Raw genomic sequence first — 22,204 nt, 5'->3', positions numbered from 1 at the left:
AGCACCGCGGTGTATGTGACACTGGTCGGCACGTGAGGCCCCTCGGTCGGATCTTTCTGTCGCAAGATCGTTCCTACCAGCGGCCTTACAGCTGCCCGTACTTGGAGGCGGCAGGGGCACAGCAGCCCAGCGATCACAGCAAGCAACGACCGGTTACCGGGAAAGGCTCAGTGAACGCCGGGACCATGGCGGCAGATGGGGAAGAGACAGGCGGAGGAATCAAGCAGGCGGCCACGCCGTCCGCTCACTGCGCGACATGCACCAGGTCGTCGTAGCGGCATGGTCTACCCGGGCGAGCGGCGCCCGTCAGACCTTCCAACCCGCGCAGGGCAAACCGCCCGCGCCATTTACGGGACGTCGGATACCCAGCACAGGACCTGTCGCCGCCTCGGACGGCATCACCTCAACGGCTGGGCTCCTGCGGGATGTAGCGGCGGAACCCCTGTGCCAGGGCTTGGAAGCCGCACGCTTCGTAGAAGGTGTGGACATACTCGTCCTCCGCCGCCAGCAGCTGGACCTTGTAGCAGTCGGCGGACTCACCGAGTCGAACGGCGGACTCCATCAGATGACGGCCGATTCCGCGCCGCTGGAAGGTGCCGGCCACCACGACGTTCTCCACGAACAGGATGGCCCGGCCACCGCGCGTGAGATTCGGCATGACGAGGCAATCCGCCGTTCCGGCCACCGTGCCGCCGGCATCGGCCACCAGGATCGTCCGTCCCTCCTGCCTCGATATGACGGCCCAGATGGCATCTGCGGACGCCTGAGGCAACGGCGCATCGTCCGGATTCAACTCGCCGTAGAGGGTCAGCAACGCCGACAGGTCCGCCTCGGTCGCTGACCGCACATTGATCTCCATGCGCGGAGCCTGGATCGGGCACAGCCGCACACGTCATTGAGCTGATCTTGAAGCCTTGGTTGTCCTGCCCAGGCTCATGAGGCTATGAGAAGGGTGTCGCCGAAGCCTACGAACCGTCAGGCCGAGGATCCACTGTCGATGACCAGGTCGGCGCCGACCATCGCGCCGGCTGCGGGCGAGGCGAGATAGAGCACCGCGGCCGCCACTTCTTCGGCTTCCGCGACCCGGCCGAGCGGAGTTGCCGTCTTCATTCGCTCGGTACGACCGGCCTCCGTCTCACCAGGCAGCAGCGACATGGACGTGGCAGCGGGACCCGGGCTGACGGCGTTGATGCGGATGCCCTGGTGGATGTGGTCGAGAGCGGCGGCGCGGGTCAGGGCGGAGACCGCCGCCTTTGAGGTGATGTAGGCGGCGACGTTCGGGATCCGCAGGTGTGCGCCCAGGTTGGAGGAGATGTTGACGATGGCGCCGCCACCGTTTCCCTTCATGTGCGCGATTTCGTGCTTCATGGCCAGCCAGACGCCGGTGACGTTGGTTCGCAGCACCGCGTCCCAGTCCTCCTCGCTCACCTCGCCGACGGGTCCGGTGCCGCGGAGTATTCCGGCGTTGTTGACCGCGATGTCCAGTCCGCCGAAGCGGGTGACGCTCTCGCGCACGAGGTTCTGGAGCCGGCCGGAGTCGGTGACATCGGCGGTGACGGCGGTGGCCGTGCCGCCAGTGGCCTCGATGAGGCCGACCGTCTCGTCCAGGGAAGCCGCGGTGCGTCCCGCGGCGACCACGGATGCGCCCTCGGCGGCGAAGGCGAGCGAGATTGCGCGGCCGAGGCCGGAGCCTGCGCCGGTGACGAGGACGGTCTTGCCCGTGAAGCGGTTCATTTCCATGGCTCCTTGAATGATGGATTACTTGGCGCGGTGGTTCAGGAGGGCCACGACGGCGAGAGCGGCCCCTGTTGCGGCCAGGGACGTGTCATCGCTGCCGAGCGTGAGCAGGATCGCGAAGAGGACGGTCGGGCCGAATTCCATCGCCGTGTTCAGCACGCCGCCCGCAAGCCCGGTCTGCTGCTGCGGCACGCCTTCGGTGGCGAGCACGGCGGCTCCCGCGAAGGAGGCCGCGGTGCCGGCCGGCAGCAGTACGAGGCCCGGCAGCAGTCCATACCCGTACGAGATGTGCGCGTCGATCCCGGTGAGCGCGAGCAGGGCGAGCCCGGTCGCGCCGGTGCCGAGCCCGGCCGCTGTGACGGTTCGGGCCCCGTACCGGCCGATGAGCGGACCTGCCGCCCGGCCCGAGGCGATCAGCGCAACAGCGAACGGTATGAACGCCGCCGAGGTCTGCAGCTGCGACCAGTCGCGCGCCTGCTGGAGTTGGAGCGAGAGGACCACGAAGGTCATCGCGGTTCCGCAAGCGCTCAGTGCGATGGCCGCGAGAGCGAGGACCCGTCGCCGGCCGAGCAGGAAGCTGGGCGGCAGCAGCGGGTCGGGGGCGCGGCGCTCGGCGTACCAGAACGCGGCCAGCAGTGCGGCCCCGCAGAGCAGCGGCACGAGCACGCCGACTGACGACCAGGGGCGGCTATGGGTGACGATGAGCCCGTAACTGGCGAGGGTGATCCCGGCAGTGGCGAGGAGAGCACCCGGCAGGTCGAGAATCCTGCTCCGGCTCGGCGTGGTGTCCGGCAGAAGCCGGGGCGTGAGGGTGAGGGCTGCGAGGGCCACCACGAGCGGTATGGCGAAGGTACAACGCCAGGACAGCAGCGCTGAGATGACGCCGGAGAGCAGATTGCCCGCGGTTGCGCCGAGTACCGAGAGCCCGCCCCAGGTGGCCATCGCCCTGCCGTACGCGGGCGGGGAGGGGAAGACGGCGCGCAGCACGGCCATGGCGGCGGGCGCGATCAGAGCCGCCCCCGCGCCCTGCGCGAAGCGCGCTGCGAGTAATGTCCCCATGCCGGGGGCGAGCGGGGCGGCGGCCGAGGAAGCGGCGAAGAGGACCAGGCCTGCGGTGAGGGCACGCCGCCCGCCATAGCGGTCCGCGAGGCGTCCGCCAAAGAGCAGTAGCCCGGCGAAGGTCAGTCCATAGGCGGCGCTGAGCAGGATCAAGTCTGTGCGTTCCAGGCCGAATTCGCGCCCGATGAGGGGCAGCGGTATGGCGAGCGCGGCGAGCGTGAAGATCAGCGTGGTCTGGACGCTACCGAGAAGGATGAAGGCCCACCGCTGCTGCATAGTGGCGACGCGGGCAGCGCCCGTGGCAGTCATGCCTTCCTCCTGATATTTGACCGATCGGTTCATTATTTGGGCGCGCGGAAGGGAGCCCAGTGGTTTCGGTGGGTGTGGGTCAGTCCAGCAGGGCCAGGGCCTGTTCGGTCGCGTCCCGTACCCGGGCGGGATCGTTCGACGCCTTGCCGACGATCCGTACCCCCTGCAGCAGGACGAGCAGCATGCGGGCCAGCGCACGCGGATCGCGGTCCTCGGGCAGCTCGCCCTGAGCCTGGGCCCGTACGAGCGCAGAGTGCAGCGTGGTCTCGACGTGCTCCCAGCTGATCTCGACCCGGCGAGCCGCCGCAGGGTCGTGCGGGGCCAGCTCGGCCGCGGTATTGGTGACGAAACAGCCGTTCAGCCGCCCGTCCGGGGAGGCGGCCTCCGTGGCGAAGCGGCGCACCACCGCCCGCACCGCAGGCAGTGCGAGGCCCGGCTGGGACAACTCGGCGAGGAGAGCCGGGTCGCGAATATCGGCGTACCGGTCCATGGCCTTCAGGTACAGCTCGTGCTTGCTGCCAAAAGTCGCGTAGATGCTGGCGCGGCCGATGCCGAGGTGCTCGACGAGGTCCGACATCGACGTCGCTTCGTAGCCGCGCCGCCAGAACAGCTCAAGGGCCGACTGCAGAGCGGCGTCCGGATCGAATTCCTTGGTCCTGGCCACATCGAAGACCATAGGTGCATCTAGAACGATCGGTCAAATAACTGCGCACCGCGGCCGGGCCTGTGAGGGCTCCTGTCTTCCCGCGCGCTCCAGGACGCGGTAGACCGTCGCGCGAGAGACGGAGAACAGTTCGGCGAGGTCAGCGATGGTGTGCTCACCAGTGGCGTGCCGCTCGACGAGGTGGGCCTGCTGACCGGGCGGAGAGTTCCACCGGCGGGGGCCGAGGCCGGACGGGTGACAAGTTGCATCATGCGCATGTCGTCCCTGCCGGGAGTTCCGCCCATCGTGCCCGGCCCCATATCGCCCGCGGTCACGTCCACCACCTGGCCCGGCAGCGTCGGCGCACTGCACCGCGCACTCTGGGCCCGCCACGCCGCAGGAGCCGCATGGCGAAGGGCACCGGTGCCGGCCGGCACCATCGTGGTCCCATGCCCAGCACCAGCCCGGCGACCGCCCCAGTGATGATCAACCACGTGCCGCGTCGGCGGTCCGCCTTTCACCGGTGCTCCCGCAGCAGCGCAAGCCGTCGTCTGTACTCGTCCTCGTCGATTTCCCCGCGGGCGAACCGCTCGGCGAGCAGGTCCTCGGCCCGGCTGCTTCCCCATCTCGGCTCGCCGGAGGAGGGGGACTGTCCGGGCCGGCGGTCGTGGTGGGAGGTGGAGAGGTAGCGGACGAGTGCGACGATTCCGGCGATCACCAGCGCCCAGAACAGCACCATGAACATGGTCATGAAGAACCAGCCGCCCCAGCCCCAACCGCCGTTGTACCAGATCATGACGATCACCTTCCGGGAGTGTGTCCTTCCCGGTTTCCAGCATGCGTCGGGGGCGGTCTCGGCGCGCAGGGGCAATCTGGGGCAGCTCCGGAGGCTGAACGGCCCCGCACACCTCGCAGCAGTTGCTCACCGAGCAGAAGCCACTGCATGGGGCGACGGGGCCTCGCCCGCCTCAGCCCAGTTGCTCGTACGCGGGCAGTGTCAGGAAGTCCGCATAGTCCTGGTCCAGGGAGACCTGGAGCAGCAGGTCGTGGGCCTGCTGCCACCTGCCCGCTTCGAACGCCTCGTCACCGATCTCGGCGCGGATCGCGGTGAGTTCCTCGGCCGCGAGCTTGCGTGCCAGGTCCGGTGTGGCGTGCTCGCCGTTCTCGAAGACCACGTCCGCGTTGATCCACTGCCAGATCTGCGAACGTGAGATCTCGGCGGTGGCCGCGTCCTCCATGAGGTTGAAGATGGCGACGGCGCCCGTTCCGCGGAGCCAGGCCTCGATGTAGCGGATGCCGACCGCGACGGCGTTGCGCAGGCCTTCGTAGGTGGGCTTGGCGTCCAGGGAGTCGACGGCGATGAGTTCGTCGGCCGTCACCGAGACGTCCTCGCGCAGGCGTTCCTTCTGGTTCGGCCTGTCGCCGAGGACGGCATCGAAGGAGGCCATGGCGATCGGGACCAGGTCCGGGTGGGCGACCCAGGAGCCGTCGAAGCCGTCGTGGGCCTCGCGGTCCTTGTCGGCCTTGACCTTCTCGAAGGCGACCTTGTTGACCTCCGGGTCACGGCGGGAGGGGATGAAGGCCGCCATGCCGCCGATGGCGTGCGCGCCGCGCTTGTGGCAGGTGCGGACGAGGAGTTCGGTGTAGGCGCGCATGAACGGGGCGGTCATCGTGACCGCGTTGCGGTCCGGAAGGACGAACCTGGGGCCGCCGTCACGGAAGTTCTTCACGAGGGAGAAGAGGTAGTCCCAGCGGCCCGCGTTGAGCCCCGAGGCGTGGTCGCGCAGCTCGTACAGGATCTCCTCCATCTCGTACGCGGCGGTGATCGTCTCGATCAGGACGGTCGCGCGGATCGTGCCCTGCGGGATGCCGACATAGTCCTGGGCGAAGACGAAGACGTCGTTCCAGAGGCGTGCCTCCAGGTGGGACTCGGTCTTCGGGAGGTAGAAGTACGGGCCCTTGCCGAGGTCGATGAGGCGCTGGGCGTTGTGGAAGAAGTAGAGGCCGAAGTCGACCAGGGCGCCCGGTACCGGGACACCGTCGAGTTGGAGATGACGTTCGTTCAGATGCCAGCCGCGGGGGCGGGTGACGACGGTCGCGAGTTCGTCGGCGGGCTTCAGGGCGTACGCCTTGCCGGACGCGGGATCGGTGAAATCGATCCGGCGGGTGTAGGCGTCGATCAGATGGAGCTGACCCAGGACCACGTTCTCCCACGTGGGGGCGGACGCGTCCTCGAAATCGGCGAGCCAGACCCGGGCGCCGGAGTTCAGGGCGTTGATGGTCATCTTGCGGTCGGTCGGACCGGTGATCTCCACCCGGCGGTCGTTCAGCGCGGCCGGGGCCGGTGCGACCTTCCAGGAGTCGTCTGCGCGGATCGCCGCCGTCTCGGGCAGGAAGTCCAGTGTGGAGGTCCGGGCGATCTCGGCGCGGCGCTCGCTCCGGCGGGCGAGCAGCTCGTCACGACGGGGCGTGAACCGCCGGTGCAGCTCGGCCACGAACGCGAGGGCGGCGTCGGTCAGGACCTCGTCCTGCCGGGGCAGGGGTTCGGCAGCGACGACGGTCAGCGGGGACGGCGCCGGTGCGGACATGAGCGGTCACTCCTTCAGCGGGCGGGGCGGGGCGGCCTGTCGCCGCCGCGGGGCGTCCGGAACCGGGCGGGGTCGGGGTTCCGGGATGCGGCTGCGGGCGTTGTCCGGGGGCAGAGCTGAGTCAACGGATATTAATTTCCTCATGGTGGAAGTTCAATCGTGGGTTGATGTCGAGATGCCCCGCCCGCATGCCTGGACGGTGGTGGTGCCGGGCGCCGTCCGTCTCGTTCACCCGAGGTGCTTCAGGTCCTCCACCCTGTCGATGTCGTACGCCTGAGCCGCATCCGAACACTCGACGAGCGTGATCGCATCGTGGTGCGCTCGCAGATACGCCCGAGCGCCCCGGTCGCCGACCGCCCCCGCCGCGATGTCGGCCCACCGGTCGGCCCCGAACAGCACCGGATGGCCGCGCTCCCCGTGGTACGAGGCGGCCACGAGACTCGTCCGGGAGCGGTAGGCCGAACGCACCCGGGCGACCGCCTCCGCGCCGATGCCCGGCTGGTCGACCAGGAGGACGAGCGCCGCGTCGGACCCCGTCCCGTCCAGCGATGCGAGACCCGCACGGAGTGACGAGCCCATGCCCTCGGCCCATCCGGGGTTGACCGTCACCGTGCAGCCTGCGAGGTCGGCGCGCGCCCGTACCTCCGTCGCGGCGGCGCCGACGACCACATGGACGCGGTCGCAGCCGCCTTCGCGCAACACCCGCACCGCGTGCTCCACCAGCGGCCTGCCGCGGTGTTCCAGCAGGGCCTTGGGGCGGCCGCCGAGCCGCCGCCCGCCGCCTGCCGCGAGCAGCAGCCCGGCGACGGCCGGGGTACGTGTCGTCCGAGTCATGCGGACTGGATATCGCAGGTGGGCCCGCCTCACGCAAGTGGACACCGAGGGTGAGGGCGGGCCGTGCTGTCTATTTCGCAAGGTGCGCGTCACCCGAACGGGAGACCCCGAATTCCGTCCACGGAGTGGCGCACGGCACCTTTCATGGCGTTAACTGGCCCGCACCCCCGGACACTTGACCATGGTCCGGGCTCGGTCGGAACACTGGCACCAGGATGTGCGAGGGGGAGTGCTTTGTTGCGAGGCGTGGGGCAGACGAGAGTGACCGGCAGTGATGAGGATCCCCGGGTGACGGAGCTGCGGACGGCCGTCTCACGGCTCCGCCGCGAGTTGGCCGGGCATCCCGCGGAGTTCCCGGACCGGGCGATCGCCGAGGACGAGCTGGCCTCGCTCGACGCGATGGCGATGAGCGGCGTACCCGAGATTCCGCGCCTGCGCCGGTCGTTGCTGCTGATCGCGGGGGCGGTCGGCTCGGTCAGCGCGCTGGCCTCCGCGCTCAGGGACGTACGGGTCGCCGTCGACCTCTTCGGCGAGCCGCGGCCTCATTGAGCCGCGGCCCCACTGAGCCGCCGCGTCGCTGAGCCGCGGCGGCCGGGATCAGGGGCGGATCAGCCGACGGGAGGTCGCCGCCGCGACCGCCGCCGTGCGGGAGTCGACGCCCAGCTTGGCGTAGATGTGCACGAGATGGGACTTCACCGTCGCCTGGCTCAGGAAGAGCCTCTTGCTGATCTGCAGATTCGACAGACCCTCGCCGACCAGTTGCAGGACTTCCAGCTCGCGCCTGGTGAGCGTCTGTGCCGGGGCCCGCATCCGGTCCATCAGCCGATGGGCGACGGCCGGGGCGAGCGCGGACCGGCCGGCCGCCGCCGTGCGTACCGCCGCGGCCAGTTCCTCCGGCGGTGCGTCCTTCAGCAGGTAGCCGGCGGCGCCCGCTTCGATCGCGGCCAGGATGTCGGCGTCCGAGTCGTACGTGGTGAGGATCAGGACCCGGGGGCCGCCCTCCCGTGCCGTGATGGCCGCGGTGGCCCGGGATCCGTGCATGCCCGCACCGAACTGGAGGTCCATGAGGACGACGTCGAAGGTCTCCGTCGCGGCGAGCGCGACGGCCCGCTCCGCCGTGTCCGCCTCGGCGACCACGTGGAAGTCGGGTTCGGCGTCCAGGAGGGCCCTCAGCCCCGCCCGCACCACCGGGTGGTCGTCCGCGAGGAGCAGTCTGATGGGGGCGGTCATGCGGCGCCCTGTTCCGGCCGGGCGGGAAGCGGGAGCGGCAGCGGAAGGGTGAGGGCGACGGCGGTGCCCTCGCCGGGTGCCGACTCCACACTGAGTGTGCCGCCCAGCGAACGGGCCCGCGCCCGCATGGCGGGCAGCCCGAAGCCCCCGGCGTCGTCGTCCGTCGCGGCCGGCCCCCGCCCGGGGACGAAACCCCTGCCGTCGTCGACCACGTCCAGCGACACCGAGGTGTCCATGAAGGAGAGCGTGAGCTCCGCACGCCCCGCCGCCGCGTGCCGCACCGTGTTGGCCAGGGCCGACTGCGCGGTGCGCAGCAACGCCACCTCGTACGGCGTGGGCAGCTCCACCGGGGAGCCGCTGATCGCGAACTTCACCATGAGGCCGGGGGCCGTGGTGCGGGACGCGAGGCGCGCCAGGGCGGCGGCCAGGGAGCCGTGCTCCAGATCGGGCGGTGTCAGAGCGCGTACGAAGCGCCGTGCCTCGGCGAGGTTGTCCTGCGCGGCCTCGCGGGCCCGGCGGACGTGCGCGGTGGCGGGCGCGTCCGAGGGGAGCGTGCGTTCGGCGGCGCGCAGCAGCAGCTGGATGCTGGACAGGCCCTGGGCCAAGGTGTCGTGGATCTCCCGGGCCAGCCGTTCGCGTTCGGCGAGCGTACCCGCGGTGCGTTCCGCCTCGGCCAGCTCGGCGCGGGTCGACACCAGCTCCTCGATGAGTTCCCGGCGCCGCTCGCTCTCGCGGAAGAGCGCGTCGTACCCGAGGACCGTGGCGACCGCGACCGCGGCGCCGAGCAGCGGACCGATGAAGGACCCGGGGGTGATCACCTGACCGTGCCGCACATAGCTCGCGATGGCCGCGCCCGCGGTGGCCGCGACCGCGGGCAGGGCCCAGCGCGTCGGGAGCAGATGCAGGTGGAGGAAGTAGAGGGGGAACGCCACCCACAGGGCGTCGGGCGACAGGGCGAGCAGCACCAGCCAGACACCGCCCAGCAGCGCCAGCCACACGGCGGCCGCGCGGGTGTGCGGCCGCACGGCGGGGATCAGCGCGCCCGCCGCGTACGCCGCGGCCATCAGACAGGCGATCACGACGACGACACCGGCGTGCGGTGTCCCGTCACCGACCGCGCGTACCGCCGCGAGCCCGAGCAGGCCCACCAGCAGCGCGTGCAGACACAGCCGCAAGCTTGCGGGGACCGGGGGGTGAGTACGGGAACGCATGGTTCATCCAGCGTAGACGGACGCCAGCCGCCCCCGGTCAATCGAAAGATTGATCCTGGACCCCACCGCCGAGCGATGTCTCCGGGGGCCCGCCGCCCGAGGCTGGAGGCATGTTCGTCGCATGGAGAGATCTCCGTTTCGCCAGGGGCCGGTTCGCGCTCATGGGCACGGTGGTGGTGCTGATCACGCTGCTGGTGGGCCTGCTGTCCGGCCTCACGGCCGGTCTGGCCAGGGAGAACACCTCGGCCGTCAGCGGGCTGGACGCCGACCGTCTGGCGTTCGCCGCCCCGGTCGACGGCCGGTCGGTGTCCTTCACCGAATCCACCGTCGAGGAGAGTGCCTGGCGCAGCTGGACCGGGCGGCCCGGTGTGCTCGACGCCCGGCCGCTCGGTATCCGCACCCTGGACGCGGCCGCTGTCGAGGACAGGCGTACGGCCGCGGTCGCGGTCTTCGGCGTCGTCCCGGACGGGGGGCTGGCGCCCGCCGCTGCGCGGGTCGGCCCGGGGAAGGCGGTGCTGTCCGAACAGGCCGCCGACGACCTGGGGGTCGGGGCAGGAGGACGGCTGAGGCTCGGCGGCGCCGAGCTGACCGTGGCGAAGGTCGAGGGAGACGCCTCGTACAGCCATCTGCCGGTCGTGTGGACCTCGCTCGACGACTGGCAGCGGCTCGGGAACGCCGACCGGGCGTGGCACGCCACGGTGATCGCCCTGACCACCACCGACGACGCGGACCTCGCCGCGGGCGACGAAGCGGCGGGTACGCGCACGCTCTCCCTGGCGGACTCGCTCACCGCGATCGGCTCCTACCAGGCCGAGAACGGATCCCTCCAGCTCATGCGGGCTTTCCTCTTCGCCATCTCCGCCCTGGTCATCGGCGCCTTCTTCACCGTGTGGACGATCCAGCGCAGCGGTGACGTCGCCGTCCTCAAGGCGCTCGGCGCCTCCACCCCGTATCTGTTGCGCGACGCGCTCGGTCAGGCCGTGGTGATGCTCGCCGTCGGCACGGGTGTGGGCACCGCGCTCGCCTGGGTCATCGGTGCGCTGGTCGGCGGGAACGTGCCGTTCGTCCTCGACGTGGCGACGGTGCTGGTCCCGGCGGCCGTCATGATCGCTCTCGGCGCCGTCGGGGCGGCCCTGTCCATCCGGCGGATCACCGCCGTCGACCCGCTCACCGCACTCGGGAGTGCCCGATGACCCTCCGCCTCGACGACGTCACCCTCACCTACCCCGACGGCGACGGACGGCTCACCGCCCTGGACCGGGTCTCGCTCGACGTACCCGCGGGCACGCTCGCCGCGGTCGTCGGACCGTCCGGCTCCGGCAAGTCCAGCCTGCTGGCGGTGGCCGCGACCCTGACCACCCCGGACGAGGGGCGGGTCGTCGTCGCCGGACGGGACACCGCGGGTCTCGACCGGGCGCGGAAGGCCGCGCTGCGCCGAGCGCACCTCGGCATCGTCTTCCAGCAGCCCAACCTGCTGCCGTCGCTCACCGCCGTCGAACAGCTCCAGGTGATGACCCATCTGTCGGGTGGTGCCGTACGCGAGGCCCGGGGCCGGGCGCTGGAACTGCTGGACGCGGTCGGCCTCGCGGACCGGGCCTCCCGCCGACCCCATCAACTGTCGGGCGGGCAACGTCAGCGGATCAACATCGCGCGAGCCCTGATGAACGATCCGGAGGTGCTGCTCGTCGACGAGCCGACGAGCGCCCTCGACCACGAGCGCGGCGCCGCCGTCGTCGACCTGCTGGTCACCCTGACCCGGCAGCGGTCCACGGCGACGGTGATGGTCACGCACGACCGGTCTCATCTGGACCGGGCGGACCGCACGTTCACGATGGACGACGGCCGTCTGACGGTGCTCGGACCGGCCTGAGCCGTGCCGGAGGGACGGCTCCGTCCCTCGCGTCGCTCAGCCGGAGGATCCCCGGCCGGCCAGCGCCTCGGACAGCTCCCTGGCGGCCTGCTGCAGGATCGGCACGATCCGCTCCGTCGCCGCGTCCGTCAACCGGCCCGCCGGACCGGAGATCGACAGCGCCGCCGAGGTGGGGGAGTCGGGTACGGAGACCGCCAGGCAGCGCACCCCGATCTCCTGCTCGTTGTCGTCCACCGCGTAACCCGCCCTGCGGACCTGCTCCAGGGCGTCGAGGAAGGCGTCCGGCGTGGTGATCGTCTTCTCGGTGGCGGCCGGCATCCCGGTCCGGGCGAGCAACGCCCGTACCTCCTCCGGGTCCGTGTGGGCCAGCAGGGCCTTGCCGACCCCCGTGGAGTGGGGGAGCACCCGGCGGCCCACCTCCGTGAACATGCGCATCGAGTGCTTGGACGGCACCTGTGCCACGTACACGACCTCGTCGCCGTCGAGCAGGGCCATGTTCGCGGTCTCACCGGTCTCCTGGACCAGACGGGCGAGGTACGGCCGGGCCCAGGTGCCGAGCAGCCGGGACGCGGACTCGCCGAGCCGGATCAGCCGCGGACCGAGCGCATAACGGCGATTGGGCTGCTGGCGGACATAGCCGCAGAGCACCAGGGTGCGCATCAGCCGGTGGATCGTCGGCAGAGGAAGTCCGCTGCTCGCGGAGAGCTCGCTCAGCCCGACCTCGCCCCCGCGTCGGCCATCCGCTCCAACAGGCCGAAGGCGCGCTCCAGGGACTGCACACCGCCGCCGGAGGCGGGCTTGGAGTCGGGTGTGCTGGCGTGGGACGGCGGCACGTCAACGGTCCTTTCGAGGCGGAGAGGCAGGCGCCCCGCCCGGCGAGGCACCCCGCAGCCTACCGGGCCGCCCCTGATCGGCCCACTGCTCCGGGAGCGACGTTCGGGCCGGTCAAAGCCGTTCCGCCCGGGGGTTGGAGGGCCGTGCGGGCGGCTCGGCGCCGGCACATCGGAGTCCGGGTGCGTTCCGTTCTTCGAAATCCTTCTTTTACGCAGCGGAAACTGCCGGGCGTGGGTGCGGGTGGTCCACTGGCGGCCCGCCGGGGAGAGTGGGGTCTTGACGGGTCTGAACCGCGTGTGAAGACTCCTTCAACAGTTCGTTGAACTCGTCAGCGGTCGAAGTCCGAAGCGAGGAGTACGGGTGTCCGGTGCGGACGTGGAACTGGTACTGCGCTCGACGCGCGTCGTCACCCCGGACGGGACGCGCCCCGCAACGGTCACCGTGGCCGACGGCCGGATCGAGGCCGTCCTGCCCCACGACGCCCGGACACCGGCCGGGGCCCGTACGGAGGACCTCGGTGACGACGTCCTGCTCCCCGGGCTCGTCGACACCCATGTTCATGTGAACGACCCGGGCCGCAGCGAGTGGGAGGGCTTCTTCACCGCCACCCGTGCCGCGGCGGCGGGCGGCATCACCACCCTGATCGACATGCCGCTCAACTCCCTCCCACCGACCACCACCGTCGACCATCTGCGGGTCAAGCAGCAGGTGGCCGCCTCCAAGGCGCACATCGACACCGGGTTCTGGGGCGGCGCGGTCCCGTCCAACGTCAAGGACCTGCAACCGCTGTACGAGGCCGGTGTGTTCGGCTTCAAATGCTTCCTCTCGCCCTCCGGTGTCGAGGAGTTCCCGGAGCTCGACCAGGAACAACTGGCCCGTTCCATGGCGGAGATCGCCGGATTCGGCGGGCTGCTGATCGTGCATGCCGAGGACCCGCATCAGCTGGCTTCGGCGCCGCAGCGCCCCGGGCCCGCGTACGCGGACTTCCTCGCCTCCCGGCCACGTGACGCCGAGAACGCCGCGATCGAGGGGCTGATCGCGCATGCCGCACGGCTGAATGCCCGAGTGCATGTGCTGCACCTCTCCTCCGGCGACGCGCTGCCGATGATCGCCGCAGCCAAGCGCGAGGGGGTCCGGCTCTCCGTCGAGACCTCCCCGCACTTCCTCACCCTCGTCGCGGAGGAAGTCCCGGACGGAGCAACGGAGTTCAAGTGCTGCCCGCCGATTCGGGAGGCGGCCAACCGGGACGCGCTGTGGGCCGGGCTGGCCGACGGCACGATCGACTGCGTCGTCTCCGACCACTCGCCCTGCACCACCGACCTCAAGACGCCGGACTTCGCCTCCGCCTGGGGCGGTATCTCCTCCCTGCAACTGGGCCTTCCCGCCGTCTGGACCGAGGCCCGCCGCCGCGGCCACGGTCTCGACGACGTCGCGCGCTGGATGTCGACCGGTCCCGCCGCACTGGCCGGGCTCACTCGCAAGGGCGCCATCGAGGCAGGACGCGACGCCGACTTCGCCGTCCTCGCCCCCGACGAGACCTTCACCGTCGACCCCGCCGCACTCCTGCACCGCAACCGGGTCACCGCCTACGCCGGCCGCACCCTGTACGGCGTTGTGAGATCGACCTGGCTGCGCGGCGTACGGATCGCGGCGGACGGCACCGTCGCCGGACCCACCGGCCGACTCCTCGAAAGGAATCGCTGACATGACGGCGACAGCCCGTTTCCTCGGCGATGCCGAGCCGTACCGCGGCGGCGACCCGTACGCCGACTACCGCACCGCCGACTTCCCCTTCACCGACCTTGTCGACCTCGCCGACCGCCGGCTCGGGGCGAGCGTGATCGCCGCCAACGACGAGTTCTTCGCCGAGCGCGAGAACCTGCTGAAGCCGGAAACCGCCGTGTTCGACCCCGAGCGCTTCGGCCACAAGGGCAAGATCATGGACGGCTGGGAGACCCGCCGCCGACGCGGACCGGGCGCCGATCGGCCACACCCCGCGGTCGAGGACCACGACTGGGCCCTGGTGCGGCTCGGAGCGCCCGGAGTCGTCCGTGGCGTCGTCGTCGACACCGCCCACTTCCGCGGCAACCACCCACAGGCGGTCTCCGTCGAGGCGGTCTGCATCCCGGGTGCCCCCTCGCCCGAGGAACTCCTGGCGCCCGTGGTGAAGTGGACAACGCTGGTCCCGCGCACGGCCGTTGGCGGACATGCGGCCAACGGCTTCGTGGTCACGGCCGAACAGCGCGTCACCCATCTGCGGCTCAACCAGCATCCCGACGGCGGGATCGCGCGACTCCGTGTCCACGGCGAGGTCGTCCCCGACCCCGCCTGGCTCGCCGCCCTCGGCACCTTCGATCTGGTCGCCCTGGAGAACGGCGGCACGGTCGAGGACGCCTCCGACCGCTTCTACTCCCCGGCCGTCCACACCATCCACCCGGGCAGGTCCCGCACGATGGACGAGGGCTGGGAGACGCGCCGCCGCCGCGACCGCGGCAACGACTGGATCCGCTACCGGCTCGTGGAACAGGCGGAGATCCGCGCCGTGGAGATCGACACCGCCTGCCTGAAGGGCAACGCCGCAGGCTGGGCGAGTCTGTCCGCCCGGGACGGGGAGAGCGGCGACTGGACCGAGGTACTGCCCCGGACCAGGCTCCAGCCGGACACCAACCACCGCTTCTTCCTGCCGGAAGCGGTACGGGCCACACACATCCGGATCGACATCCATCCCGACGGCGGCATCTCCCGGCTGCGATTGTTCGGGTCCCCGACGCAGGAGGGCGCCGCGCGACTGGCCGCGCGCGTCCGCGAGCTCGGGTGACCGATCGGCGTCGAGGAATGACCTGGCGCGCGCAAGGGAAGCGGAACGACCTGGCGCCTACGGGAGACGGAACTTCCGTCGGTCGGCGCCGCCCGGAGATGCCCGAAGAATCCTCACCCTGGGCATATGGGAACCTTGATGCATGATTTTCATCGCCGTCAAATTCACCGTCCGTAGCGAAGAACGAGACAACTGGCTCCCGGCAGTCGAGGACTTCACCCGCGCCACCCGGGCGGAGCCCGGCAATGTGTTCTTCGAGTGGTCGCACAGTGTCGAGAACCCGGACCAGTACGTCCTGCTGGAGGCCTTCGCCTCTCCCGAGGCAGGAGAGGCCCATGTGAAGTCGCAGCACTTCGTGGCGGCCATGGACCGGATGGCGGATCTCGTCGCCGAGACCCCCGAGATCATCAACGTCGAGGTGCCGGGCGAAGGCTGGTCACGGATGGCGGAGGTCACCCCGCGCTCGCGGTGAAACCGTCCGTCGGCACACCCGGCCGGCACCGGGCCGGGTCTGCCGACGGCGAGCGCCCTGAGCAGACGTCACCCTGTTCATATCACCGATGGATACCGGCCTCGGGGCGGCCGGCAGGCGGGGTGAAGGTGGCCGGAACGCGGCGGTCGAGATCGACTCCACTGGGGCAGGATGGGGCGCTGTTGAAACAGGTGTTCCCGAGGTCTCCACCAACCCCCACACGGTGACCGTCCTCGTGTGAGCCGTCGAGGCATCCCAGGCGTTCTCGCAGTGCTGCCCCGGCGGAGAAGCAGGAGAAGCAGCCCGGTGTCCTCGATCGCCCGCCTCGCCCCCCGTCAACGTGCCTGGTTCACCGATCTTCCGGTCCTCCTCGTCGCGGTCGTCTGGGGCTTCAGCTACCTCGTGACGAAGGGCATCACGACCTCGCACACCGTCGTCGCCGTCCTCTTATTACGCTTCGCCGCCGTGCTGCCCGCGCTGGCGGTGGCCGGCCGGCACAAGCTGCGGGCGCTCGACGCCGCACAGTGGCGGGCGGCCGGGCTGCTGGGGCTGGTCCTCGCCGGGATCTTCCTCGTGGAGACCTATGGTGTCGTACGCACCTCGGCGACCAACGCCGGACTCATCATCAGCCTCACCATGATCCTCACTCCGCTCGCCGAGGCCGCTGTCACCCGCGTCCGGCCTCCCCTGACCTTTCTCGCCGCAGCCGCCCTCTCGGTGGCCGGGGTGGCGCTGCTGACCCAGGGCGGCGGTGTCACCCGCCCGTCGGCGGGCGACCTGCTGATGCTGGTGGCCGCCCTCGGCCATACCGTCCACGTCCTGCTGATGGCCCGCATCAAGTCGATGCGCGGGGCGGACTCGCTGTCCCTGACCACGATCCAACTCGGCAGTGCCGTCGCCGTCTTCGCCCTGATCGCTGTCGTTCCCGGCACCGGACCGACGCCGTGGGCGGTGGCCGCCGGATTCGGCGTCCTGGACTGGGCCGGGCTGCTCTTCCTCTCCGTGCTGTGCACCCTCTTCGCGTTCTACGTACAGATGTGGTCCGTACGCCGCACCTCACCGTCCAGGGTCAGCCTGCTGCTCGGCACGGAGCCGCTGTGGGCCGCCGCCGTGGGCATCGCGATCGGCGGGGAACGCCTCGGCGCAGTCGGTGTGCTGGGCGCGGTCCTGGTGCTGGGCGGCACCGGCTGGGGGCGCCGGGCGGTCAACCCGCCTGCTCCCCGGCCCGCACGTCCCTCCCGGCCGAAGGTCTCCGTCGCCGCCGCCGTCACCGCGGGAGCATCACGCGATCCCGTCACCGCGCAGCGGTCATGACCCCGCCCCGCCGCAGACCCGAACGGGCCGCGCGGCCATGACGGTTCACCCCGCGGCGCGAGCGCCGGACCGGGCGGCCGTCCGGGCGGCGATCTCCGCGATCTCCACCGGGCGCCGCTCGCGGCGGGACACCTCGCACGCCTCGGCGATCAGCAGCGCGTACCAGGCTTCCCGGCCGTCGCACGGATTGGGCAGCTCGCCGCGCACCACCCGCACGAACGCGTCCAGTTCCGCCTCATAGGCCGGGGCGAACCGTTCGAGGAAGCCCGGCCAGGGGCGGGACGGCGCGGCGGGACCCTGCGGCTCCGCCGAGGTGACCGGCGTACGGCTGTCCAGGCCGACCGTGATCTGATCCCGTTCGCCCGCCAGTTCCATCCGCACGTCGTAGCCGGCGCCGTTGCAGCGGGTGGCCGTCGCGGTGGCCAGGGTGCCGTCGTCGAGGGTCAGCAGGGCCGCGGCCGTGTCGACATCGCCGGCCGCCCGGAACATCTCGGGCCCGGCGTCCGACCCGGTGGCGTACACCTCCGTCACCTCACGGCCCGTCACCCATCGCAGCATGTCGAAGTCATGGACCAGACAGTCCCGGAACAGCCCGCCGGAGAGCGGCAGATACGCGGCAGGCGGCGGCGCCGGGTCCATGGTCATCAGTCGCACGGTGTGCAGCCTGCCCAGAGCTCCCGCCCGCACGGCGGCGCGCGCCGCCGCGTATCCCGCGTCGAACCTGCGCATGAAGCCCAGGTGGAGGACGCTCCCGGCACGGTCGACCTCGCGCAGTGCGCTCAGTGTCCCCGGCAGGTCCAGTGCGATCGGCTTCTCGCAGAACGCGGGGAGTCCTGCCCGGGCGGCCCGGCCGATCAGTTCCGCGTGCGCCGACGTGGCCGAGGCGATGACCACGGCGTCCAGGCCCGCGCCGAACATCTCGGCGGCACCGTCCACGGCCGTCGCACCGACGCGGTGGGCGACCTCGGCCGCCCGCGCCGGATCGGTGTCCGTCACCAGCAGGGTGTCCACCTCGGGATGGCGGGCCAGTACCTCCGCGTGGAAGGAGCCGATCCGACCGGTACCGATGAGTCCGATGCGCATGGGCCCAACGTGCCGCCCACCGGCTGCGCTGTCAACTATATGTCCTGACAAAGTGGAGTTGTCTGATCAGCCGACATTGTCCGGACAACAGGACGACGCGTACTGTCCGGGGCTCCGGAGCGAGGGATACCCTCCACGCGTGCCGAAACCCACCGCCGACCCCGCTGCGCTCGGACTGGGCGTGGACCGCTCCAGTCCCGTTCCGCTGTACTACCAGCTGGCCCAGCAGCTGGAGGCGGCCATCGCGCAGGGCCGACTCGTCCCCGGCAGCCTCCTCGGCAACGAGATCGAACTCGCGGCCCGGCTCGGCCTGTCCCGGCCCACCGTCCGCCAGGCCATCCAGTCCCTGGTCGACAAGGGGCTGATGGTCCGCCGCCGCGGCGTCGGCACCCAGGTGGTGCACAGCAGTGTCAGGCGCCCGCTCGAACTGAGCAGCCTCTACGACGACCTGGAGGCGGCGGGCGGGCACCCCACGACCCGTGTCCTGCGCAACACCGTCGAGCCGGCCGGCGCCCCGGTCGCCGAGGCGCTCGGAGTCGCGCAGGGCAGCGACGTGCACCTCGTCGAGCGGCTGCGGTACATGCACGGCGAACCCCTGGCACTCCTGCGCAACCACCTGCCCCTCGGGCTCGTCGACCTGGACACCGGGCGGCTGGAGGCCACCGGCCTCTACCGGTTGATGCGCGCCGCGGGTGTCACCCTGCACAGCGCCCGCCAGACCGTCGGCGCCCGGCTCGCCACGGCGGACGAGGCGGCTGCGCTCGGCGACCGCGAGGGGTCCGCCCTGCTGACGATGGAGCGCACCACCTCCGACGACACCGGGCGGGCGGTGGAGTTCGGCTCCCACATCTACCGCGCCTCGCGCTACTCGTTCGACTTCCGACTCCTGGTGCGGTGAGAAGCCTCGGAACGGTGGTCATTTGACATGATCATGCGGTATCTTGCGCTGGTTTCGCTCTGCATTCCCCGAACAGGGAGAGTGACATAACACACTGCGCGCGGCACCCGATGACCTGCTCGCACACCGCCGTGCACACCCGCTGCCGCGGCACGTGCCCCGCCCCTGCCGGACAGGGCCGACAGCGGCTCGGGGATACTTGGCCAGCCGGGCAAGGTGGGAACCGTCCCCGGCCCACCAGGGATCACAGCGAGCAGAACAAGAAGGGCACGGCGTCGTGGCAACGGTTCGGACAGGGGTACGTGCGATGGGCGCCGTGCTTGCGGCGGTGCTTGCGGCTTCCCTCGCGGGATGCAGCAGCACCGGAGGCAAGCGGGCGGAGGAGCGCGCGGCCGAGGCCGCGGCCGAGGGTCGGGCCGCGGTGGACACGCCTCGCTGGACCGTCGCCATGGTCACCCACTCGGGAGACGGCGACAGCTTCTGGGACATCGTCCAGCGGGGCGCCGAGCAGGCCGCCAAGAAGGACAACATCAAGTTCCTGTACTCGCACAACGACGAGGCGCAGCAGCAGGCCCAGCTCGTCCAGGCCGCCATCGACCAGAAGGTCGACGGGCTGATCGTCACCCTCGCCAAGCCCGACGCGATGAAGGACGTCGTCGCCAAGGCCACCAAGGCCGGTATCCCGGTGATCACGGTGAACTCGGGCTCCGAGGAGTCCAAGCAGTTCGGTGCGCTCAGCCACATCGGCCAGGACGAGTCGATCGCCGGTGAGGCCGTCGGTGAGGAGCTCAACACGCGGGGCCACAAGAAGGCCCTGTGCATCCTGCACGAGCAGGGCAACGTCGGCCACGAGCAGCGTTGCGCCGGCGCGAAGAAGACCTTCGACGGCCAGATGCAGAACCTGTACGTCGAAGGCACCAACATGCCCGACGTCCAGGCATCCATCGAGGCCAAGCTCCAGGCCGACAAGAGCATCGACGCGGTCGTCACCCTCGGGGCACCGTTCGCCGACGCCGCCGTCAAGGCGAAGAACACCGCGGGCAGCAAGGCCGAGATCGACACCTTCGACCTGAACGCCAAGGTCGCCAAGGGCCTGCAGGACAAGACCCTGGGCTTCGCGGTCGACCAGCAGCCCTACCTCCAGGGATACGAGGCCGTGGACCTGCTCTGGCTCAACCGCTACAACGGCAACGCGCTCGGCGGGGGCCGCCCGGTCCTGACCGGCCCGCAGATCATCACGGCGAAGGACGCCGCCGCGCTGGCGCAGTACACGGAGCGGGGAACCCGATGAGCACGGTGGCGGGACCAGCGGCCCCGGCCGGGGCCGACGAGCGGCTGCTGCGCACCTCACCGCTGCGCCGCCTGCTCGGCCGGCCCGAGCTCGGCTCGGTGGTCGGCGCCGCGGCCGTCTTCATCTTCTTCTCGATCGTCGCCGACAGCTTCCTGCGTGCCCCCAGCCTCGGCACCGTGCTCTACGCGGCCTCCACCATCGGGATCATGGCAGCGCCGGTGGCACTGCTGATGATCGGTGGTGAGTTCGACCTGTCCGCGGGCGTGCTGGTCACCAGCTCCGCGCTGATCTCGTCGATGTTCAGCTACCAGATGACCGCGAACATCTGGGTCGGCGTCCTGGTGTCGCTGGTGGTCACCCTGGCCATCGGGGCGTTCAACGGCTTCATGCTGACCCGTACCAAGCTGCCGAGCTTCATCATCACGCTCGGTACGTTCCTGATGCTGACCGGTCTCAACCTGGGCTTCACCAAGCTGATCAGCGGGACCGTGTCGACCAAGTCCATCGCCGACATGGAGGGCTTCGAATCGGCCCGCCAGGTCTTCGCCTCGGCGTGGACCATCGGCGGCGTCGAGTTCAAGGTCACCATCCTGTGGTGGGCCGTGCTCGTCGCGATCGCCACCTGGATCCTGCTCCGTACCCGCTTCGGCAACTGGATCTTCGCGGTCGGCGGCGAGGCCGACGCGGCCCGCGCGGTCGGCGTCCCGGTGATCCGTACCAAGATCGGGCTCTACCTCGGGGTCGCCTTCGCCGCCTGGGTCTCCGGCCAGCATCTGCTGTTCTCCTACGACGTGGTGCAGTCCGGCGAGGGTGTCGGCAACGAGCTGATCTACATCATCGCGGCCGTCATCGGCGGCTGCCTGATCACCGGAGGCTACGGCTCCGCGATCGGCTCCGCGGTCGGTGCCTGCATCTTCGGCATGACCAGCAAGGGCATCATCTACGCCGAGTGGAACCCGGACTGGTTCAAGTTCTTCCTCGGAGCCATGCTGCTCCTGGCCACCCTGCTCAACACATGGGTACGCAAGCGCGCGGAGGCGACGAAATGACAGCCGCTCAGGCCCCTGCCGGCCAGGAGACGTCCCACCGGGCGCTCGTCGAGCTGGACCACGTCAGCAAGTTCTACGGCAACATCAAGGCCCTCACGGACGTCTCGCTGGAGGTCCACGCCGGGGAGATCTCCTGCGTCCTCGGCGACAACGGCGCGGGCAAATCCACCCTCATCAAGATCATTTCAGGTCTGCACCGGCACGATGCGGGGACCTTCCTCATCGAGGGCGAGGAGACCACCCTGGTCAATCCCCGCGACGCCCTCGACCGCGGCATCGCCACGGTCTACCAGGACCTCGCCGTCGTCCCGCTGATGCCGGTCTGGCGGAACTTCTTCCTCGGCTCCGAGCCGACCACCGGCGCGGGCCCCTTCAAGCGGCTCGACGTGCGGCAGATGCGCGAGACGACCCGCTCCGCGCTGCTGCGCATGGGCATCGATCTGCGTGACGTCGACCAGCCGATCGGCACGCTCTCCGGCGGTGAGCGCCAGTGCGTCGCCATCGCGCGGGCCGTCCACTTCGGCGCCAAGGTCCTCGTCCTGGACGAGCCGACCGCCGCGCTCGGCGTCAAGCAGTCCGGGGTCGTCCTCAAGTACGTCGCGGCCGCTCGCGACGCGGGTCTCGGCGTGGTCCTCATCACCCACAACCCGCACCACGCGTATCTCGTCGGTGACCGGTTCGTGCTGCTCAAGCGGGGTGCCATGGCCGGCAGCCACACCAAGGAGAGCATCACGCTGGACGAGCTGACCCGCCAGATGGCGGGCGGCAGCGAGCTGGAGGAGCTCAGCCACGAGCTGGAGCGGGCCGCGGGTCCGACCCTTCCGGGCGGCCACCAGGCCCGCAAGGACCCGCAGTAGCACACGGGCCACTGCCGGGGCCCGACCACGGGTCCGCCAGCCGCGTTGCTCCGGCAGTGGCAGAATCGGGTGCGGCGGACGCCGTCCGCCCGCCGGGAGAACCGCCC

Annotated in this window: 22 protein-coding genes and 1 pseudogene; 11 read left to right on the top strand and 12 right to left on the bottom strand. The window is 70.7% G+C overall.

Translation table 11 applies throughout. The features are described from left to right. Positions 1–403 precede the first annotated feature (403 nt). The 8 genes from AB0L71_RS27950 to AB0L71_RS27915 form a co-directional block, all read right to left on the bottom strand. Positions 404–859 carry a GNAT family N-acetyltransferase gene (locus AB0L71_RS27950; protein ID WP_365248014.1) on the bottom strand — a complete coding sequence of 152 codons (456 nt, stop codon included), beginning with the start codon at positions 857–859 and terminating at the stop codon, positions 404–406. A gap of 116 nt (positions 860–975) precedes the next feature. Beyond that, entirely contained in the window at positions 976–1,734 is a 759-nt protein-coding gene (locus tag AB0L71_RS27945) for an SDR family oxidoreductase (protein ID WP_365248012.1), read from the bottom strand. A gap of 24 nt (positions 1,735–1,758) precedes the next feature. Continuing rightward, entirely contained in the window at positions 1,759–3,105 is a 1,347-nt protein-coding gene (locus tag AB0L71_RS27940) for an MFS transporter (RefSeq protein ID WP_365248010.1), read from the bottom strand. 79 nt (positions 3,106–3,184) lie between these two features. Then, entirely contained in the window at positions 3,185–3,769 is a 585-nt protein-coding gene (locus AB0L71_RS27935) for a TetR/AcrR family transcriptional regulator (protein WP_365248008.1), read from the bottom strand. A 33-nt stretch (positions 3,770–3,802) separates the two neighbouring features. Further along, on the bottom strand, positions 3,803–4,120 hold the full coding sequence (locus AB0L71_RS27930; protein WP_365248006.1) for a helix-turn-helix domain-containing protein: 318 nt from the start codon (positions 4,118–4,120) through the stop codon (positions 3,803–3,805). A gap of 145 nt (positions 4,121–4,265) precedes the next feature. After that, on the bottom strand, positions 4,266–4,544 hold the full coding sequence (locus AB0L71_RS27925) for an SHOCT domain-containing protein (protein ID WP_365248004.1): 279 nt from the start codon (positions 4,542–4,544) through the stop codon (positions 4,266–4,268). Positions 4,545–4,716: 172 nt separating this feature from the next. Beyond that, positions 4,717–6,336: a malate synthase A gene (gene aceB, locus AB0L71_RS27920; protein WP_365248002.1), complete on the bottom strand. Its 1,620-nt coding sequence runs from the start codon at positions 6,334–6,336 to the stop codon at positions 4,717–4,719. Positions 6,337–6,564: 228 nt separating this feature from the next. After that, entirely contained in the window at positions 6,565–7,170 is a 606-nt protein-coding gene (locus AB0L71_RS27915) for a nucleotidyltransferase family protein (RefSeq protein ID WP_365248000.1), read from the bottom strand. 246 nt (positions 7,171–7,416) lie between these two features. Between AB0L71_RS27915 and AB0L71_RS27910 the strand changes: the two genes are divergently transcribed. Beyond that, positions 7,417–7,719 (top strand): DUF5955 family protein, encoded by a 303-nt coding sequence (locus tag AB0L71_RS27910; RefSeq protein ID WP_365247998.1) that lies wholly within the window; start codon positions 7,417–7,419, stop codon positions 7,717–7,719. 48 nt (positions 7,720–7,767) lie between these two features. Here the strand turns inward: AB0L71_RS27910 and AB0L71_RS27905 are convergent, their stop codons facing one another. Beyond that, on the bottom strand, positions 7,768–8,400 hold the full coding sequence (locus AB0L71_RS27905) for a response regulator transcription factor (RefSeq protein ID WP_365247996.1): 633 nt from the start codon (positions 8,398–8,400) through the stop codon (positions 7,768–7,770). Further along, a complete protein-coding gene (locus AB0L71_RS27900) occupies positions 8,397–9,611 on the bottom strand; it encodes a sensor histidine kinase (protein WP_365247994.1) in 1,215 nt (404 codons plus the stop codon). Before AB0L71_RS27900 ends, AB0L71_RS27905 begins: the two co-directional genes overlap by 4 nt. Positions 9,612–9,721: 110 nt before the next feature. On the opposite strand from AB0L71_RS27900, the gene AB0L71_RS27895 reads away from it, so the two are divergent. Beyond that, positions 9,722–10,804, top strand: coding sequence for an ABC transporter permease (locus AB0L71_RS27895; RefSeq protein WP_365247992.1), 1,083 nt, complete (start codon positions 9,722–9,724; stop codon positions 10,802–10,804). Further along, positions 10,801–11,481 (top strand): ABC transporter ATP-binding protein, encoded by a 681-nt coding sequence (locus AB0L71_RS27890; protein WP_365247990.1) that lies wholly within the window; start codon positions 10,801–10,803, stop codon positions 11,479–11,481. Before AB0L71_RS27895 ends, AB0L71_RS27890 begins: the two co-directional genes overlap by 4 nt. Positions 11,482–11,517: 36 nt before the next feature. On the opposite strand, the pseudogene AB0L71_RS27885 reads toward AB0L71_RS27890, so the two are convergent. Next, positions 11,518–12,314, bottom strand: a pseudogene (locus AB0L71_RS27885) (IclR family transcriptional regulator). 361 nt (positions 12,315–12,675) lie between these two features. Here AB0L71_RS27885 and allB point away from each other — a divergent pair. The 4 genes from allB (at position 12,676) to AB0L71_RS27865 (ending at position 16,919) form a co-directional block, all read left to right on the top strand. Next, positions 12,676–14,019 carry an allantoinase AllB gene (gene allB, locus AB0L71_RS27880; protein WP_365247988.1) on the top strand — a complete coding sequence of 448 codons (1,344 nt, stop codon included), beginning with the start codon at positions 12,676–12,678 and terminating at the stop codon, positions 14,017–14,019. Position 14,020: 1 nt separating this feature from the next. After that, positions 14,021–15,133 (top strand): allantoicase, encoded by a 1,113-nt coding sequence (gene alc, locus AB0L71_RS27875; RefSeq protein ID WP_365247987.1) that lies wholly within the window; start codon positions 14,021–14,023, stop codon positions 15,131–15,133. Positions 15,134–15,275: 142 nt separating this feature from the next. Beyond that, positions 15,276–15,605: a putative quinol monooxygenase gene (locus AB0L71_RS27870; protein ID WP_365247985.1), complete on the top strand. Its 330-nt coding sequence runs from the start codon at positions 15,276–15,278 to the stop codon at positions 15,603–15,605. A 306-nt stretch (positions 15,606–15,911) separates the two neighbouring features. Beyond that, positions 15,912–16,919: a DMT family transporter gene (locus tag AB0L71_RS27865; protein WP_365247983.1), complete on the top strand. Its 1,008-nt coding sequence runs from the start codon at positions 15,912–15,914 to the stop codon at positions 16,917–16,919. A 45-nt stretch (positions 16,920–16,964) separates the two neighbouring features. On the opposite strand, the gene AB0L71_RS27860 is transcribed toward AB0L71_RS27865, so the two are convergent. Next, complete coding sequence (locus tag AB0L71_RS27860; protein WP_365247981.1) at positions 16,965–18,002, bottom strand: Gfo/Idh/MocA family oxidoreductase; 1,038 nt, start codon at positions 18,000–18,002, stop codon at positions 16,965–16,967. A 181-nt stretch (positions 18,003–18,183) separates the two neighbouring features. On the opposite strand from AB0L71_RS27860, the gene AB0L71_RS27855 reads away from it, so the two are divergent. The 4 genes from AB0L71_RS27855 to AB0L71_RS27840 all read left to right on the top strand — a co-directional run bounded on the left by AB0L71_RS27855 (position 18,184) and on the right by AB0L71_RS27840 (position 22,097). Continuing rightward, positions 18,184–18,900, top strand: a complete 717-nt coding sequence (locus AB0L71_RS27855) for a GntR family transcriptional regulator (protein ID WP_365248021.1) — start codon at positions 18,184–18,186, stop codon at positions 18,898–18,900. A gap of 307 nt (positions 18,901–19,207) precedes the next feature. After that, positions 19,208–20,191 carry a sugar ABC transporter substrate-binding protein gene (locus tag AB0L71_RS27850; protein ID WP_365247979.1) on the top strand — a complete coding sequence of 328 codons (984 nt, stop codon included), beginning with the start codon at positions 19,208–19,210 and terminating at the stop codon, positions 20,189–20,191. After that, a complete protein-coding gene (locus tag AB0L71_RS27845) occupies positions 20,188–21,240 on the top strand; it encodes an ABC transporter permease (protein WP_365247977.1) in 1,053 nt (350 codons plus the stop codon). Before AB0L71_RS27850 ends, AB0L71_RS27845 begins: the two co-directional genes overlap by 4 nt. Then, a complete protein-coding gene (locus AB0L71_RS27840) occupies positions 21,237–22,097 on the top strand; it encodes an ATP-binding cassette domain-containing protein (protein WP_365247975.1) in 861 nt (286 codons plus the stop codon). The genes AB0L71_RS27845 and AB0L71_RS27840 overlap by 4 nt, the downstream gene beginning before the upstream one ends. Positions 22,098–22,204: the final 107 nt, after the last annotated feature.

The sequence above is a fragment of the Streptomyces sp. NPDC052052 genome (genome assembly GCF_040680455.1).
GTDB lineage: Bacteria > Actinomycetota > Actinomycetes > Streptomycetales > Streptomycetaceae > Streptomyces.
The sequence above is the reverse complement of the archived record's forward strand: the minus strand, read 5'-3'. Positions and strand labels throughout refer to the sequence as shown.

Excerpts from the sequence above, each read along its gene's own strand:
- AB0L71_RS27945 (WP_365248012.1), bottom strand. The coding sequence starts at position 1,734 with ATGAACCGCTTCACGGGCAAGACCGTCCTCGTCACCGGCGCAGGCTCC.
- aceB (WP_365248002.1), bottom strand. The coding sequence starts at position 6,336 with ATGTCCGCACCGGCGCCGTCCCCGCTGACCGTCGTCGCTGCCGAACCC.
- AB0L71_RS27860 (WP_365247981.1), bottom strand. The coding sequence starts at position 18,002 with ATGCGCATCGGACTCATCGGTACCGGTCGGATCGGCTCCTTCCACGCG.
- AB0L71_RS27850 (WP_365247979.1), top strand. The coding sequence starts at position 19,208 with ATGGGCGCCGTGCTTGCGGCGGTGCTTGCGGCTTCCCTCGCGGGATGC.
- AB0L71_RS27890 (WP_365247990.1), top strand. The coding sequence starts at position 10,801 with ATGACCCTCCGCCTCGACGACGTCACCCTCACCTACCCCGACGGCGAC.
- AB0L71_RS27840 (WP_365247975.1), top strand. The coding sequence starts at position 21,237 with ATGACAGCCGCTCAGGCCCCTGCCGGCCAGGAGACGTCCCACCGGGCG.
- AB0L71_RS27940 (WP_365248010.1), bottom strand. The coding sequence starts at position 3,105 with ATGACTGCCACGGGCGCTGCCCGCGTCGCCACTATGCAGCAGCGGTGG.
- AB0L71_RS27895 (WP_365247992.1), top strand. The coding sequence starts at position 9,722 with ATGTTCGTCGCATGGAGAGATCTCCGTTTCGCCAGGGGCCGGTTCGCG.
- alc (WP_365247987.1), top strand. The coding sequence starts at position 14,021 with ATGACGGCGACAGCCCGTTTCCTCGGCGATGCCGAGCCGTACCGCGGC.
- AB0L71_RS27925 (WP_365248004.1), bottom strand. The coding sequence starts at position 4,544 with ATGATCTGGTACAACGGCGGTTGGGGCTGGGGCGGCTGGTTCTTCATG.
- AB0L71_RS27915 (WP_365248000.1), bottom strand. The coding sequence starts at position 7,170 with ATGACTCGGACGACACGTACCCCGGCCGTCGCCGGGCTGCTGCTCGCG.
- AB0L71_RS27845 (WP_365247977.1), top strand. The coding sequence starts at position 20,188 with ATGAGCACGGTGGCGGGACCAGCGGCCCCGGCCGGGGCCGACGAGCGG.
- AB0L71_RS27900 (WP_365247994.1), bottom strand. The coding sequence starts at position 9,611 with ATGCGTTCCCGTACTCACCCCCCGGTCCCCGCAAGCTTGCGGCTGTGT.
- AB0L71_RS27870 (WP_365247985.1), top strand. The coding sequence starts at position 15,276 with ATGATTTTCATCGCCGTCAAATTCACCGTCCGTAGCGAAGAACGAGAC.
- AB0L71_RS27905 (WP_365247996.1), bottom strand. The coding sequence starts at position 8,400 with ATGACCGCCCCCATCAGACTGCTCCTCGCGGACGACCACCCGGTGGTG.
- AB0L71_RS27950 (WP_365248014.1), bottom strand. The coding sequence starts at position 859 with ATGGAGATCAATGTGCGGTCAGCGACCGAGGCGGACCTGTCGGCGTTG.